The 15,676-nt window shown below is 57.9% G+C and carries 11 protein-coding genes; 7 read left to right on the top strand and 4 right to left on the bottom strand.

What is annotated here, in order from left to right:
* Positions 1-408: 408 nt before the first annotated feature.
* The gene (locus KFE13_RS12390) at positions 409-2,985 is read left to right on the top strand and encodes a TonB-dependent siderophore receptor (RefSeq protein WP_260703427.1); all 2,577 of its coding nucleotides are present in this window, start codon (positions 409-411) and stop codon (positions 2,983-2,985) included.
* 81 nt (positions 2,986-3,066) lie between these two features.
* Complete coding sequence (locus tag KFE13_RS12395) at positions 3,067-3,747, top strand: Fe2+-dependent dioxygenase (protein ID WP_260703428.1); 681 nt, start codon at positions 3,067-3,069, stop codon at positions 3,745-3,747.
* Positions 3,748-3,768: 21 nt separating this feature from the next.
* Here KFE13_RS12395 and KFE13_RS12400 read toward each other — a convergent pair whose 3' ends face one another.
* Both KFE13_RS12400 and KFE13_RS12405 read right to left on the bottom strand, forming a co-directional pair.
* Positions 3,769-6,423: a PAS domain-containing protein gene (locus KFE13_RS12400; RefSeq protein WP_260703429.1), complete on the bottom strand. Its 2,655-nt coding sequence runs from the start codon at positions 6,421-6,423 to the stop codon at positions 3,769-3,771.
* Positions 6,424-6,479: 56 nt separating this feature from the next.
* Positions 6,480-7,181 carry a YceH family protein gene (locus KFE13_RS12405; RefSeq protein ID WP_260703430.1) on the bottom strand — a complete coding sequence of 234 codons (702 nt, stop codon included), beginning with the start codon at positions 7,179-7,181 and terminating at the stop codon, positions 6,480-6,482.
* Positions 7,182-7,369: 188 nt separating this feature from the next.
* On the opposite strand from KFE13_RS12405, the gene KFE13_RS12410 reads away from it, so the two are divergent.
* From KFE13_RS12410 to KFE13_RS12430, 5 genes are all read left to right on the top strand, one after another.
* A complete protein-coding gene (locus KFE13_RS12410) occupies positions 7,370-8,041 on the top strand; it encodes a DUF882 domain-containing protein (protein ID WP_260703431.1) in 672 nt (223 codons plus the stop codon).
* Positions 8,042-8,295: 254 nt separating this feature from the next.
* A complete protein-coding gene (locus tag KFE13_RS12415) occupies positions 8,296-10,014 on the top strand; it encodes a hypothetical protein (RefSeq protein ID WP_260703432.1) in 1,719 nt (572 codons plus the stop codon).
* Positions 10,015-10,086: 72 nt separating this feature from the next.
* A complete protein-coding gene (locus KFE13_RS12420; protein ID WP_260703433.1) occupies positions 10,087-10,632 on the top strand; it encodes a hypothetical protein in 546 nt (181 codons plus the stop codon).
* Positions 10,633-10,674: 42 nt separating this feature from the next.
* On the top strand, positions 10,675-11,445 hold the full coding sequence (locus KFE13_RS12425) for a hypothetical protein (protein ID WP_260703434.1): 771 nt from the start codon (positions 10,675-10,677) through the stop codon (positions 11,443-11,445).
* 81 nt (positions 11,446-11,526) lie between these two features.
* Complete coding sequence (locus KFE13_RS12430) at positions 11,527-12,309, top strand: dienelactone hydrolase family protein (RefSeq protein WP_260703435.1); 783 nt, start codon at positions 11,527-11,529, stop codon at positions 12,307-12,309.
* Positions 12,310-12,367: 58 nt separating this feature from the next.
* Here the strand turns inward: KFE13_RS12430 and KFE13_RS12435 are convergent, their stop codons facing one another.
* Together KFE13_RS12435 and KFE13_RS12440 are read right to left on the bottom strand one after the other, a co-directional pair.
* A complete protein-coding gene (locus tag KFE13_RS12435) occupies positions 12,368-14,461 on the bottom strand; it encodes a radical SAM protein (RefSeq protein WP_260703436.1) in 2,094 nt (697 codons plus the stop codon).
* A 279-nt stretch (positions 14,462-14,740) separates the two neighbouring features.
* A complete protein-coding gene (locus tag KFE13_RS12440) occupies positions 14,741-15,658 on the bottom strand; it encodes a hypothetical protein (RefSeq protein WP_260703437.1) in 918 nt (305 codons plus the stop codon).
* Positions 15,659-15,676 lie beyond the last annotated feature (18 nt).

The raw sequence follows: 15,676 nt of genomic DNA on the forward strand, positions 1-15,676 counted from the left end.
AATTTTGTTCGGATATCGATCTAAGACTGATTCTGTCGCATATTTTGGTTGATATCGGACTGAACCTGTCTTATATTCAAAACATCGCGATTTTGCAGTGTTTTCGTCAGAGGTGAAAGCACACTGATGGGAACGGGTGAAGTGGAGTAGAAGGCAGATCCCCGCGGGTAATCTCTTGGCGGAGACCGCGAGGATCTGAGGTCTACAGTCTTAGGACGGTAGATTTACTGCGATTATAGGAGCGTGGTTGTGCTGTCTTCAACCGTGCGCTTCCCGCCTTCTCCATTTCTTCAATCGATGTAATTTTCACTGCCTGTGCGGCTTTTCGTGCAGACGGTGTCGAGCAGTTATTGCCTTCGTGCGCCCTTTTTCAAGAGTGCGAAGGCGTTAGCCGAATGGAGATGGACGATGAAGCGAGACGCAAGAAGCAATGAGTTGAGGCGCAGGTTTACCGGTTCTCGCAGCTGGCTGGCGGTGGGAACACTGGCTGCGTATGCGGTGATGGGCTCGACCAGACAGGCGTTGGCGGCGATCAAGAGTGAGGGTGCGCCGGGTGCGGGCGAGCCTCCTGCGGCAAATCTGCCAGTGAAGAAGTTCAACATTGCAGCTGGTGGTCTGGATGACGGCATTAAAGCATATGAGCAGCAGACGGGCATGCATGTGAAGGTTGTGATTCCGCATGAAACGTTGGCTGGGTTCCAGACAAAAGGGGTCACGGGGCTGTTTCCTGAAGAAGAGGGCATGCGCCAGTTGCTGGATGGGACAGGGTTGAGCTATCGCGTGCAGAATGCATCGACACTGATTGTGGGGCTGCAGGCTAAGGAGTCGGTGGATGTGTCGACGTCGGCGAATTCGATTGGACTGGCGCAGTTTACCGAACCGTTGCTGGATACACCGCAGACGGTGAATGTGGTTCCACAGTTCATCATGCAGGAGCAGGCGGCGACGACGCTGCGCGATGGGCTGCGGAATGTGCCGGGTATTTCGGTTGCTGCGGGTGAGGCGGGAGCGCAGGGCGACAACCTGACGATTCGCGGATTTTCGGCACGCAACGATATGTTCATCGATGGCATTCGCGACTTTGGTTCGTACTACCGCGACGCGTTCAACTACGAGTCGATTCAAGTGTTGCAGGGTCCGGCGAGTGTAGAGTTCGGACGCGGATCGACGGGCGGGGTGGTGAATCAGGAGTCGAAGTTTCCGCAGGATCAGGAGTTTGTGCGCGGCGGTCTGCAACTGGGAACAAACGCGATGCGGCGGCTGACGGCGGATGTGAATGAGCCGCTGAACGACTTTATTCCAGGGGCGGCGTTCCGCATGAACCTGATGGGTGAGCAGACGAACGTTGCGGAGAGAGACTACGCGCAGACGCAGCGGTTCGGCGTGGCTCCGGTGATTTCGTTTGGCATGCGTGGAGCGACGCGTGGTTCGATTGCGTATCTGCATGAGGGCGAGAACAGCACGCCGGATTATGGTCTGCCGTACTTTGGCGCGCAAACGGCGAAGGTCAGCCGGCGGAATTTTTATGGCTATGCATCGGATAGCTATCTGAAGACGACTCCGGACGTTGTGACGGGGAAGATCGAGCATGATTTTGCGAACGGGTTATTGGTGCGCTCGACGCTGCGGTGGGGAAACTATCCGCGCGACATACGGATTGTCGAGCCGCAAATCAACACGACGCCGACACTGGCAGTGGCGAATGGTGTTGGTGTGGCGACGTGCTCCCCGATTGCAGGCACGCCGTGCTTCAACGTCAATACGCCGCTTAGCGGTGTATCGGTGAGACGTGCCATTATCGCGCGCAATTCGACGGAAGACATTCTGTGGGAGCAGACGCAGGCGATCGGGCATTTGAAGATTGGAAAGATCGATAACAACTTTGTGGTGACGGTAGAGGGTGGACGCGAGCGTTCGCGTCCGCAATCGATCACGTATGCGACGAATATTTATGCTTCGGCGCTGAATCCGAATGCGCGAGATATTCTGCCGGCACCTCAGTCGGTGGGTGCGCGTACCTATGTGACGTCGAACGCGTATGGCGTTTCGGGAATGGATACGCTGAAGCTGACGCAGTGGCTGCAGCTTTCGGGAGGCATTCGGTTCGACTACTTCTCTACGTCTGTGGATGCGGGGGCCTCGCAGCTGATCAAACAGCCGACGTATCGCGGTGCGGTTGTGGTGAAGCCTGCGCACAACGGCAGCATTTATTTCGATTACGGCACGTCGTTCAATCCATCTGCTGAATCGCTCTCGCTGAGTGCCAACAATGCGCTGCAGGCTCCACAGGAAAACGAGACATACGAGGCGGGTACAAAGTGGGATCTGTTCCACGACAGGCTCAACCTGAATGGCGCCTATTTCCGTACGAACAAGTCAAACGTGTATGAGACAGACCCGAACAACACGCTCAACGTTTTGAATGTTGGCAACCAACGGGTGCAGGGGTTTCAGGTAGGCGTGCTAGGACACATGGCTGGGCATTTCGACCTGATCATGGGCTATGCGTACCTGAACGGTATTGTGACGAATAGCGTGCTGAATGCTTCTCCGTTCGGCGCGCTGTATAAACCGAATGATCCGGTGTTTAGTCTGTATCCCTACTTTATTTCGCCGAATAATTTTCCGCTGGCGAATGTGCCGAGGAACTCGGGAAATCTGTGGGTGACGCATAATCTGCCGTGGCGATTTGTCGGCGGATTCGGCGGTAACTTTGTTGGGCCTCGCCGCGCCAGCTCGACGGCAATGATTGCGGTGCCTCAGGGAAACGTGATGCCGGTTTCGCAGATACCACTGGCGTTCAAGTCGATCAATGGATACTGGACGTTCAACATGATGCTGCGGAGGCCGATCAGCGACAGGCTGGAGTTTCAGGCAAACCTGATCAACCTGACGAACAAGTTTTATATCGACCAGCCACATCCGAATCACCTGATTCCTGGAGAGGGCTTCAACGCGCAGTTTGGAATCAACGCGCATTTTTAGTGGGTGGACGAGAGCGGCAGCGTAGAGATTTTCTCGCGCTGCCGCTTGTTTTCGTTGAACAATAAACAACTGAGGTTCTTTATGCTGATCACGATTGCGAATGTATTAAGTGTTGACGATGCGGCGCAGATGCGAGCAAAGCTGGATGCTGCTGCATGGGTTGATGGGAAGACGACGGCGGGTTATCAAGCGCAGCGTGTGAAGGACAATCAGCAGTTACAGGAGGGTTCTCCTCTGGCGGTGGAGCTGGGCGACATTGTGTTGAAGGGGCTGGCTCGTTCGCCTGTGTTCATGTCGGCGGCGTTGCCGCTGCGCGTGTTCCCGCCGATGTTCAATCGCTACACGGGCGGCGGACACTTTGGCACCCATGTGGATACGGCGATCCGACAGGTTGTGACAACCGCACAGCGAATTCGTACCGATGTGTCGGCGACACTATTTCTGACTCCTCCGGAGGAGTATGACGGCGGCGAGCTGATTGTCGAGGATACGTATGGTGAGCATAGTGTGAAGCTGCCTGCCGGGCACATGGTGCTGTATCCGGCGACGAGCCTGCATCGCGTGGAGCCGGTGACGCGCGGCGCGAGGGTATCTAGCTTTTTCTGGATTCAGAGCATGATTCGCAGCGACGGCGATCGCACGATGCTCTTCGACATGGACCAGGCGATCCAGAAGCTTGCCGTTGAGCTGCCGGGAAGCCCGATTGGCGTGCAGCTAACAGGGGTGTATCACAATCTGCTGCGTCGCTGGGCCGAGATGTAGTCTGGCTGTTCTCGCCGGGGATCAGGCGATATCGGCATGCTCATCCTTCTGCACGGCATCGAGGCAGGGAAGGAAGAGTGAGAAGACGGTGCCGTGATGCACGGTGTGTTGTGAGCTGCGGAGTGTCAGGCGGCCATGGTGGCGTTCGACGATGCCGGAAGAGATCCAGAGGCCGAGGCCGGTTCCATTGAGCTCCTTTGTTGTGTAGAAGGGCTCGAAGATGCGAGCGCGGACTTCGGGTGACATGCCGTGTCCTGTGTCAGCGATGGTGATGCGGATGCCGATGCGCTGCCCCTCGCCTTCAATGAGATCGAAGGCATCGTGCGCACGCACGACGAGGCGGCCGCCCTGGCGCATGGCGTCGATGGCGTTGGCGATGAGGTTATTCAGTACCTGGCGAATGTCATTTTCAAGGCAAAGGATGCGGCGCGTAGTGGAGAAGCCGGTTTCCACGCGGATGCCGGAGTTGGCCAGGCGGCCCTGGTAGAGATTCAGGACAGCTTCGACAAGATCCTGGGCGGTGACATAGGTTGCGTTGACGGCCTGGCGATGGAAGCGCAGTGTCTGCGTAGCAATCTGGCAGACGCGTGATAGCTCGCTCTGTGCGATATGAACGTAATCGGCGACATCGTGCGGCAGATTATCGGAGTTGGCAATGAGATAGAGCAGATTGGTGATGGCTTCGAGCGGATTGTTGATCTCATGCGAGATGGAGCTTGCGAGGCGACCTACGGCAGCGAGCTTTTCGCTTTGCACGAGAGCGAGTTCGGCTCGCTTTTCATGCGTGATCTCCTGCACGACGGCGGCGATGGTTTCGACCTGGCCATCTGAGTTGCGGATTGGTGAATAGTTGCAGTTCCAGTAGCGGTGTTCTCCGGGGCGTGCGGGCAGCTCGCCTTCGAAGATGTGATTGCGAATCGAATTACCGGCGGCGACCTGGCGGAAGACGTCGGTGATGCCGGGCAGAGGAATAAGGTCTGTGATGCGGCGTCCGAGGATTTTTTCGCGAGGGATGCCGATGGTTTCGACCTGTCGATCGTTGACACGGAGGTAGCGGAACTCGATGGGGTCGAAGAGTGCGAGGCCGATGGGCGCGGTGCGGTAGATTGTTTCGAGCTCGGCGCGCTGCCGCTCGGTTTCCTCCTGCCGTTGTTGCAGTTTTTCGGCGAAGGTTTTGCGATCGTCGATGTCGATATTGACGCCAAGCCAGTTGATGATCTTTCCTGACTCGTCGCGCAGCGGCTGTGCGCGAACCCACCACCAGCGGGCGCGGCCATCGTAGGCGCGAATGAGGCGAGCCTCGAGATCGTAGTCGGTGCCGGTGGCGATAGCGTGCTTCCAGGCTGCGAGCACGCGCTGGCGATCGTCGGGATGAAAGGCGCGAAGCCATTTTTCGCCCTGGAAATCGTCTTCGGTGAAGCCGAGATAATCGAGCAAGATCTGGTTGGCATAGGTGAGAGAGCCATCGGCGGCTCCCATCCATATGGCCTGCGGATTGAGGTCGGCGAGGATGCGGTATCGCTCTTCGTTGCGCTTGCGGTTGGTGATGTCGATGGAGAGCCCGCGCAGGCGGACAGCGACGCCATCGACCATCAGTGCCTGGCCACGGCACTCGATCCAGAGGATGGTGCCATCGGCAGCGCGGATGGGGAAGTCGGTCACGATCATCTCGCCGGTCTCTTTGGTTCTGGTAATCAGGTTCGCGACGATAGGAACGTACTCGGGCAGGACGAACTGGGTGAAGGCCTGCAGATCGGGCAGCTCAGAGAACGGGCGTCCGAAGACGGGATACGAGCCCTCGCCAAAGATGACCTGTCCCGTGTCCAGCTCGACGTCCCAGGTTGCGACCAGGGCCGCCTGCTGGATGGAAGAGAGGAGATCCTGCTGTTTGCGGAAGGTGAGGTCGGCCTTGCGACGCGCTGTGATATCGCGAAAGAAGACAACAATGCCTTCTTCGGATGGGCGAATCTGGAAGGAAAACCACTTGTTGAGCGGCTCCGGGTAATAGTCCTCGAATTCGCCGGGGATGCCTTCGTTCATCGCGCGGTGAAAGTAGTGGTGATATTGGCCGTGATCGCGGGCAAAGGGAAATTCTTCCCACACGTCTTTGCCGATCAGGTTGCCTTTTACGGCCAGCAGCTCGCGCGCTCGCCGGTTGAGAAAGGTAAAGGTGTTTTCGCGGTTGACGCTAACAACGGCATCTGTTGTGGCTTCGAGCACAGCCAGCAACTGGCGCGAAGCCGAATCGCGCAGCAGCTCGGCGCCTTTGTGATCGGTGATGTCGCGGAAGTACGCAGCGATGCCGCCGCGAATAGGAAAGACACGGATGTCGAGCCAGATGTCACGGAGAGGGCTGTAGTGCTCGAGATGTTCCGGTCTGCCAGTCTCCATCGCGGAGCGATAGCATCGCTCAAGCTCTGTGCCGACAAGGTGGGGAAACATCTCCCACATCGATTCTGACTCGATGTGATGCGGCTCGAGGTTGCTGATGCGCCGCGCTTCCGGATTGGCATGGGTGATGCGCCAGTTGCGATCAAGGCAGACGATGCCTTCAGGGATCAGGGAGACAAGCTCTGCCAGTTCTTCGTTGCGTATATCGTCGCGGCGCCGGCCATTGCCCTGCCGTTCCGGGAAGAACGAGGCTTGCACTGCTTGCGGGTTCGACTTAGACGACATAGGTCAGGGACTCGGATTCCGATTCTCTCCTCGGAGAACGGGGGGCACAGTTTGTTTTAAGACGGTGACTCAAGCCGCTCAACACGGGACTGCAAAGCTGCAAGCGCGGCTGTGAGTGTAGCAACCTCCTGCTCAAGCTGGGTAATGCGCGCGGTGTCGGCGGACTCGCCTGCTGAGGGTATTGCTGTTCGAGCAGGAACAGGCGACGACAGGTCGGGCGCACCGGAGAGCAGGTGCATGTAGCGCGATTCGCGCGATCCCGGCTGGCGAGGCAGCAGAACGGTCAGCGGACCGGTAGAGGTGGTATCCGATTCGGAAGCCGGCTCACGGCTGGCGAGGCGCTCAAGCGTCGCTTGTGCGGCGGCGATGTCGTCGAAGGAGTACATGCGCTCGGCACGGCCACGCAGCTCGCCTGCGGTCTGGGGGCCACGCAGCATCAGCAGGCAGAGGACGGCAGTTTCGTCGCGGCGCAGGTTCAGCACGGTGCGGATGCGGTGCTCGTACTTGGGGACACGGGAGTCGTGCAGCGTGGAGACAAGGTTTTCGTCTTCGAGCGTATGCAAGGCCTGGCGAACTTCGTCTTCGCTTAACTCCATAACGGGTTCGCGGCTTGATTTCTGGTTGCAGGCGTTGACCAGAGCGTTCAGCGAGAGTGGGTAGCTCTCCGGGGTAACGATCTCTTTTTCAATCAGCGAACCGAGAACACGTGTCTGGACGGGGTCGAGCACCATGGTGAACAGTTTATAAGGGGTGAGCATGGGGCGTCTCGAATTTGAGAGCTAAAGCACGAAAAACACGGGTATTACACGAAAGTTACATGCCAGATAGGCATTGGGGCTGCCATGCTGCATGGGCATTCGATAAACTGGTATAGCCCGAATGGCAAACACGAAATCTCATTTGTGGTTGTTGATTTGAGTGAATCAGGACTCGTGGGGATTTGGGGATGTTGAAGACATTGAGGCTCGGTCTAACGGCAATTCTGACGGTGGCGGTTTCGTGTGGTTTGAGCGGAATAGCCCGGGCTAAGGTTGGCGTACCGGAAATAAAAGGCGATGTCCCGAGCTTGGAATCGAATGCGCCATACCGCCTGCGGCTACATCACCTGCACACCGGCGAGAGCATTGACGTGGTCTACCGTGTCGGAGACACGTACCTTCCCGATGGCATCGCAAAGCTGAACTACTTTCTGCGCGACCACCGTACGCAGACAGAGAGCCACTACGACCCGAAGGAGTTCGACCTGCTGCACTCGCTGCTGGAGCGGCTTGGGCGACCTAACGGCGAGATCGATATCGTCTGTGGCTATCGCACTCCCTGGAGCAATAACCTGCTGCGTTCGCGGTCCACAAACTCAGGTGTAGCGGAACATAGCCAGCATATGCAGGCCAAGGCGATTGATATTCGCGTGCCGGGTGTTTCGACGATCGCGTTACGGGATGCGGCGCTCAGCCTGCACGAGGGCGGCGTGGGGTACTATCCCGTAAACCAGTTTGTGCACGTCGATGTAGGTCCGGTCAGAGAGTGGAGTTATGGCCGAGCCCCATCGCGTAAACGCGTGCATGGACGTGTGATCGCGCGGCGAGCGCATCGCACGAATATAACTGCCGGCGAGTAAGTGCCATGATGCTGAGCAAGGCCCCGATTTCGGGGCCTTTGTGCTTTGCGTTCCAATGACCTTAAGGCCCGCTTAAGGACGTTTCATACACAGTTCACCTAAGCCTAAGGATCTGAGATTTAGGCTCACTCAGTGAGTGCTTCCAGGTATTTCATCTGCGTGAAGTCCTGCACTCTTCGCGGCGGCATGCGTCCTGTATGTCTTAGCGGCGACGGCCATCAGTACACAATTTAGCGAATTCTTTGGAGGTTTCGATGAAGCGTACTCTCTCAGTCGCAAAAGGCCTTGCTCTTCTCTCGCTGGGCGCATTGACATTCTCGGCAAAGGCTCAAGGCCGTGATCGCGATACAGATCGTGACAAATTCTTCTTTCCTGGCAATCTCGTTATCAGTCGCAGCGTATATGACAACAATCCAAATAACGTAAAGGTTGGCACGGTGCTTCCGCCAAATTGTGCGAGCACAAAAGGAGGATGCTCGGCCTTGACGGGGGCTCCTTATGACGGGACCTATCCGTTTGTGTTCAATAACGACACGTACGATGGCAGCTTCGGAATTACCTCGAAGATCTTTCTGGATCAGGTGACGCCATTTGGATGGCCGATCAACAGCATCGAGATCCCCAACAGCTCGCAGCGTCATGTTAAGAGCTGGGACAATCAGCTGGTGACGAGCTTCAGTTCGAAGTCTGAGTTGGGATTGAACCTCTCGACGGATGGCCGGGTGCTTACGTTCATGGGCTATGTGGCTCCGATCAATGCGCTGGATGTGTCGAACTCGAATACCCCGGGGGCAGGCGATCCGACGAATCCGGTTGGATTTTCGATCTATCGTGCAGTGGCAACGATTGATCGTTGGGGAAGGCTGACCTATACGGAGACGAACGCTTATAGCGGAAACAATGGCCGCGCCGCCATTCTGAACAACAAGGACGGAGCCTACGTCTTCTATACGTCCGGCAATGCTGGCAATGGGTCCAACCCACAGCCTGCGAACATCATTCTTGGTGCGGGAGCGCAGCTGATCAATCCATCGTTGGCAAGCGAAAATGAACAGGCTCCGCAGACGCCGACTCCAGTGGGCAGCTTCTCTGTGACAGAGCTTGGGGACAAGGCCGACAAGATTGGTAAGGACGATAACTTCCGCGGTCTGACTGTCTTCAACAATGTTGTCTACTTCACGAAGGGAAGCGGCGGCAACGGTGTCAACACGGTGTACTTTATCGACACGACCGGTACAGCCTGCCCGAAGGGTGTGGGTCTTCCTTCTGCGAGTGCACAGCTTCCGATTTCGCCTGTAAGCTACGACCCAAGCACGTTGCAGACGAGTGGTCTTTCCAGCAATATGTGCATCCTTGCCGGCTTCCCGACTGCGCTGGCAAAGACGGCCAACCCGGTTGCTTATCCCTTCGGCATCTGGTTCGCGAATGCCGATACGTTGTACGTTGCCGATGAAGGCGATGGTTATGCTGGTGGTACGGATCTGTACACGCATGCCGCTGGACAGAAGACGGCTGGGTTGCAGAAGTGGGTTTTCAACTCCTCAACCGGCAGCTGGAGCCTGGCGTATACGTTGCAGACTGGTCTTGAGCTTGGAACGCCTTACACGATTGCCAGGTATCCAACGGGCAACAACGCTGCTACCAACCTTCCGTGGGCACCTGCTACAGATGGACTCCGTAATCTGACCGGTCACGTGGACCGCGATGGCTATGTGACGCTGTGGGCGGTTACATCGACTGTCAGCGGCAACGGTGACCAGGGAGCGGACCCGAACCGCGTTGTTGTAGTTCGTGACAAGTTGTCGAACACCGATGCAACCGTAGCTGCAAATGAGAAGTTCCATACACTGCGGCAGGCGGGCTTTGCCGAGGTGTTGCGTGGCGTCTCGCTGACTCCGGGAAGCGATGTTGCGCATGACCGTCATGACTATGATCATGGATACGACCATGATCATGATTACGACCATAACTAATCGGAAGGTGTTGCGTGGAGCGAAGAGCCAGTCTCTTCGCTCCATCGTGTTTAACGCCTGCGGAGTGGTTGCATGAACTCCGCCGTGCAAGCTATATCAAAAGGCCGCTGGGGATTGGATCGGGCAAGACGGACGGCTGCGGAGATTGCAGGCGACCGCGCAGCAGCAAAAAGTCTGGTCGCGGCAATGTTTGGCGATGAGCCGGAGCTGCGCAAGCGGGCCGCGGACGTTGCTCGCAGGATGACGGACACCGACATCGCTCCCTTAGTGAAATACGCGGATGTGCTGGCTGGGCTACTGGCAGAGTTGCCGCCTGAAGAGTCGCGTACACGCTGGCATTTGGGGCTGGTTGTGCCACGTGTGGCGCGCACGCGTGAGCAACGCCTGCGCGCGGCGAGGCTGATGCAGCTTCTGATCGAGGATGACAGTAACGTGGCACGCTGCTCGGCAGTGGAGGGGATTGGCTTGCTGGCTTGCGAGGAGCCGTCGCTCCGGGAGCTGGCCGAGGAGATCATCGAGCGTGCTCTGCGTGATGGGACGCCTGCGATGCAGGCCAGAGCGCATCACGCGAAGCGGCGGTTGGATCGTGTTCGAAAGCTGGCCGGAGATTTGGGATGAATGGCGGCTGAAGGCGAGGCGACTTAGGCTAGACTCGCTGCCATGCCAAAGTGGCTTCTTCCTGCGGGGCGTTCCTTCTACGCGTTCGGGCTGGCTTCGATTGGCCTGATGCACTTCTACTTCAAGATCTTTCCCTGGGTGGTCATCCCGGAATTCCCGGCGTGGATACCCCTTCGTTTGTTGTGGGTATATGCGATGGGCGCTGGGCTGGTGCTGGCGGGCGCGTGCATTCTCTTCGACATCAAGGGAAGAAAGGTTGCAGCGTGGACGGGTGTCGCGCTGCTGCTTCTAGTGGCGGTTGCACACATCCCCAGTCGCCTGAACAGTCCGTATACCTGGATTTTGGGAGCGTGGACGAATGCTCTGAAAGAGATGGCGTTGGCTGGAGGAGCATGGATCGCGGCGCTTTCGTTTGACGATGATGACAAGTTGCCGGAATGGCTGGAGCGAGTCCTGCCTGCCGGCAGGTATCTGTTTGCCATGATGCTGGTGATCTTCGGAGCAGACCACTTCCTCTATCTGAAGTTCGTGGCCTCGCTCGTTCCGGCATGGGTTGGAGCACAGATGTTCTGGACGTACTTTGCCGGGGTAGCGCTGATTGCCGGGGGCGTGGGAATCATGGTGCGACGTGTAGCGTCCGTGGCTGCTTTGCTAACAGGTGGAATGATCTTTCTGTGGCTGCTGATGCTGCATATCCCGCGGGCGATCGTCGATCCTTATACGAATGTGGGGAATGAGGTGGCAAGTGTCTTCGAGGCACTGGCATTCAGCGGGATTGCATGGATGCTGGCCGTGTTCTCGCAATCCCGGTAGCTCCAGAAAACCACCGCAAACCCTGCCGAACTTCGTACGACTAAAATAAGTCACGTCAAACCCGAAAGCTGGAGGAAGCAAGTGACTGTCGTCGATGAAATTGTGGAACTGACTACCTCATACGGCCCTATGCGCACGCACATCGTGCGTCCCGCCGCTCCCGGCCGATATCCCGGCATCATCTTCTACTCGGAGATCTTTCAGATCACCGGCCCCATTCATCGCACCGCTGCGCAGCTTGCCGGTTTTGGATATATCGTCGCCGCTCCCGAGATCTATCACGAGTTTGAAGCGCCAGGGACTGTTCTTGCATATGACCAGGCCGGGGCCGACCGCGGCAATGAGCTGAAGACGACCAAGGAACTGGCCAGTTATGATGCGGACGCTCGTGCTGTCCTCGACTATCTCAAGTCGCGGTCCGACTGCACGGGACGGCTCGGAGCGATGGGTATCTGCATCGGCGGTCACCTTGCCTTTCGCGCTGCTTTTCAACCCGATGTGCGTTCGACCGTGTGCTTCTACGCCACTGACATCCATAAGGGCAGTCTCGGCAAGGGCATGCAGGACGACTCGCTCGAACGCGCCAAAGAAATTCAGGGCGAGCTGCTCATGGTCTGGGGGCGGCAGGATCCGCATATTCCCCTCGAAGGCCGCATGAAGATCCTCAATCGTCTCAACGAGCTTGGCACGCGCCTCAACTGGCACGAGGTCAACGGAGCCCACGCCTTTCTTCGCGATGAAGGCCCACGTTACGATCCTGAGCTTGCGCGTAGCTGCTTCGGCCTCGCGCTCGACCTCTTTCACCGTAAACTCCATTTTGGCGACGAGACCGCATCAGCGGCGTCCAGCGAAAGCCGCCACTAGAAAAGAAGAAGGCCGCCATTGCTGGCGGCCTTTATTGTTGATGCAGTGAATCGGGTGACTAATCGCCTGCGACGAGGTCCTTGTCCTCTGCCTTTGCGGGGGCGGGCTTGATCTCGCCGAGGGAGATGAAGCCGGGCTGCTCCTGCTCCTTGAGGATCTCCTTGCGGTAGAGCTTGGCCATCTTCGCGTTCTCAGCGTCCTGCTTCAGCTTGGCGTCGCGAGCGCGAATCTTCTCCTCGCGGGCGTTCTTGGCGATGCCGGACTTCTCGAACGTATCGTTCGCTGCCGAGTTGACGTGCGACTCGTTCAGCACCAGGTCGTACTTGTCCTGCCGCTCGAGACCGACCTTCTTGCCGCCGGCGAAGATCTCGTGACGGCCATGCTCCTCGTACCACTTGGTGAGGGTGGCGGTCATGTGCATCTTCTCGATAATGTTGCGCCAGCCTACGCCGGTGTTGTACGCGCAGAAGCTGATTTCGCCTTCCTGCGTGGCGTAGGGGATGATGCACTGCTCGGTGCGGCGGAAGTCGTAGTTGAAGAGGTCCTGGAACCACATGCCGGCGATGAAGAGGAAGTTCCAGCGATCGGCGCGGCGCTTCTCGATGTCGGCCATGGTGCGGTCAGCGGTCACCTTGCCGTAGTTGCGGCCGGTGGCGCCGAAGCACTTGTCGAACTTCTGCAGCAGGTCGACGATCTTGAAGTGTGTAGGAGCCTTCGTGGGATCGTAGTTGCGCAGCAGCGCGAGCGAGACGCCGAGGATGGAGAGGAACTTGCCGCGGGCGGCGTCGTTGATGCGGGCGACGTCCTTGGCGAGCTGTACGGCGTCGAGGAACTGGGTGACGGGAACCGCTTCCTTGGTCTCCTTGTCGATCATCAGCGCCATACCGATTCCGCAGTTCGGGTGGCAGCCGCAGGAGAGCTGACCCCAGTCATGGTCCGGTCCGTGAACCAGGTCGGCCCAGTCGGAGAAGGTGGACATGAAGGAGATCGGGAACCAGTCGCGCGTCGATTCGCCGAGGCCGGTCTGGTTACGGATGTCGTGTGCGAGGTGCGACAGTGTGTAACGCTGTGCGGCGCGGCGCTCGTCCGAGACCTCTTCGTCGCGGCCGGTGAAGGACACAGGCTGGAACGAGAGGAAGTTGATCTTCTTCGGATTGTCGAGCGCGAACTCGATGATGCGGCCAACCTGCTCGTTGTTGATGCCGTTGACGATCGTCGTTACCGGAACGATGTCGACGCCGGCCTCATGCAGGTTGTGGATGGCCTGGAGCTTCACGTCGAATGCGTTGCCGACCTTGCGATGTGAGTTGGCGGCGTTGCCGATACCGTCGAACTGCAGGTAAGCGTAGCGCAGGCCGGCTTCAGCAGCAGCCTTGGCGAACTCCTTCGACTTCGCGAACTCGATACCGTTGGTCGCGGCCTGCACGGAGTTATAACCAACCTTGCGGGCGTAGGAGACGGCGTCGAGGAAGTAGGGCGACAGTGTGGGCTCGCCGCCGGAGAACTGAACGCTCATCTGACGACGCGGTTTGATCTGGATCGCGTTGTCGAGCATGGTCTTGATCTCGTCCCAGGTGAGTTCGTGGACGAAGCCGACCTGGTTAGCGTCCATGAAGCAGGGATCGCACATCATGTTGCAGCGGTTGGTCAGGTCGATGGTCAGAACCGAGCCACGTCCATGCGTCACGGTCGAGGTGCCGTGGTTGTGAAGCTTCTCGTCATTGTGGGCGCGGATGTCGCGACCGGGGAAGACGTCTTCGAGGTGCTTCATCATCGGCGGATCGATGGACATGACGTCCTCGAAGTGGCCGTGGATGGGGCAGTCCTTCACCATCAGGATCTTGCCGTCGCGCTCGATGATCTGTGCCTTGATCTCGCCGACCTTCTCGTTCAGCAGGATCTCGTGGGGCAGCTTGCCGTCGACGATCTGCTGGCGGATCTCAGGGATGCACTTGGGGCAGAGCGAGTCGGTGGTGCGAGGCCAGCCTAGCGGGGGCTTTTCCTTCTGATAGGACTTCAGGAGGGGCTTGTCACTCCACTTAGGGGTGAAGCTGGGGTTGGGCGAGATCGAGTTCAGCTTGTCGAACACGGCCCATGCGGCCTTTGCGCCATACGTAAGAGCCTTCTCGGCTAACTTCGCGGACTTTGCCATACGCGTTTCTGTCTCCTGATAATTCCGTCAAAATCTTGTGAGCTCTTGGAACTACACCGTACAAGTTTATCTAACCAACGGGTGATGTCGGAAGTGAGCACCCGGGTTCAATCCCCTTGTTAAATGAATGACGGACAAGGAGTTCGAGCCATGTCCAGACTACTCAGATCAGGGGACGAACCGAAGATTAAGCAAGCGAACGGTAGAAATCTGCATTGAATGGGGACTCAGGCTGGCTGAGCGGGAGGGCAAAATCGGGCCGGTAAAGGCCTGCAGACTCTATGGCATAGCGCCCGGTGCCACGGCGATGTTGTTCAGGATCTGCTGCACGAAGATGATGCGCACGTGGATGCGGCTGGCGAAGTCGGGCAGGAACTCATTGAGGAGATTGTTGACTGGGTCGAGGGCCAGGCCGGTCAGGATGCGTTCGGTGGTGGATCGGCCATCGCTGTGGATGCCAGGAACGTACAGGTTGGAGATTTCGGTAGCGATGGGGTATGTGGCAAGCGTGCCATAGTTGGGAATCGTCTTGCCGCTATCGCTGCGCGAGACGACGGTGCGTGAGATGGAGTACAGGATGCGCTTGCCGATAGGTTTGTCGGGCTGGCGAAAGTAGCGCGGGTCCTGGTGCATCAGCGAGGGTATTGCGAAAGTGCCGAAGAACTCGCCCGTCGTATTCTGCAGCAGGCCGACGCCGACGAGCTTGCCGTAGCCTTTCATTCCCGGGCCGTAGGCGGTGTGGGAGTCGACGGCGATATTGATGGCCGAAACCCCGGCGATGGTGCCTATGCCTGCGGGGTCGGTTGCAAAATGCAATGCCAGGTAGCCCTTCTGCTTCCAGTCGAGCGGCACAATCATTTTCGTATCGAGAAAGCGTTGATAGGGATAGACCAGCTCGGCGCACGGCGGAGGAGGCTCATTCATTTTGTCCGCTGGAATATGAATGATGCGAATCGCATACCAGGCGTTACAGGAGCGTGTGGGCTTTCCTGTGGCCTTCAGCGAAGCTTCGGCGACTGCGACCACATCTTCATGACGGACGGAGCCCGGGGAGTCGGGAAGCGCCGGAACGGTATCAGTCTCTGCAGATTCTACAGGCGCAGACTGGGATACAAAGGCGGTATCCGAAGCGGGCTCAGGGGTTTGTGCGGTTAGCCGCATCGAAAGCAACAATCCCAGAATGAACGCCCTTTGCATCGTCAACAACCTTCTTCG

Source organism: Edaphobacter flagellatus (genome assembly GCF_025264665.1).
Taxonomy (GTDB): domain Bacteria; phylum Acidobacteriota; class Terriglobia; order Terriglobales; family Acidobacteriaceae; genus Edaphobacter; species Edaphobacter flagellatus.

Bases quoted from the DNA above. Each gene is read 5' to 3' on its own strand.
- KFE13_RS12415 (WP_260703432.1), top strand. From the start codon at position 8,296: ATGAAGCGTACTCTCTCAGTCGCAAAAGGCCTTGCTCTTCTCTCGCTG.
- KFE13_RS12395 (WP_260703428.1), top strand. From the start codon at position 3,067: ATGCTGATCACGATTGCGAATGTATTAAGTGTTGACGATGCGGCGCAG.
- KFE13_RS12440 (WP_260703437.1), bottom strand. From the start codon at position 15,658: ATGCAAAGGGCGTTCATTCTGGGATTGTTGCTTTCGATGCGGCTAACC.
- KFE13_RS12400 (WP_260703429.1), bottom strand. From the start codon at position 6,423: ATGTCGTCTAAGTCGAACCCGCAAGCAGTGCAAGCCTCGTTCTTCCCG.
- KFE13_RS12390 (WP_260703427.1), top strand. From the start codon at position 409: ATGAAGCGAGACGCAAGAAGCAATGAGTTGAGGCGCAGGTTTACCGGT.
- KFE13_RS12420 (WP_260703433.1), top strand. From the start codon at position 10,087: ATGAACTCCGCCGTGCAAGCTATATCAAAAGGCCGCTGGGGATTGGAT.
- KFE13_RS12410 (WP_260703431.1), top strand. From the start codon at position 7,370: ATGTTGAAGACATTGAGGCTCGGTCTAACGGCAATTCTGACGGTGGCG.
- KFE13_RS12405 (WP_260703430.1), bottom strand. From the start codon at position 7,181: ATGCTCACCCCTTATAAACTGTTCACCATGGTGCTCGACCCCGTCCAG.
- KFE13_RS12435 (WP_260703436.1), bottom strand. From the start codon at position 14,461: ATGGCAAAGTCCGCGAAGTTAGCCGAGAAGGCTCTTACGTATGGCGCA.
- KFE13_RS12425 (WP_260703434.1), top strand. From the start codon at position 10,675: ATGCCAAAGTGGCTTCTTCCTGCGGGGCGTTCCTTCTACGCGTTCGGG.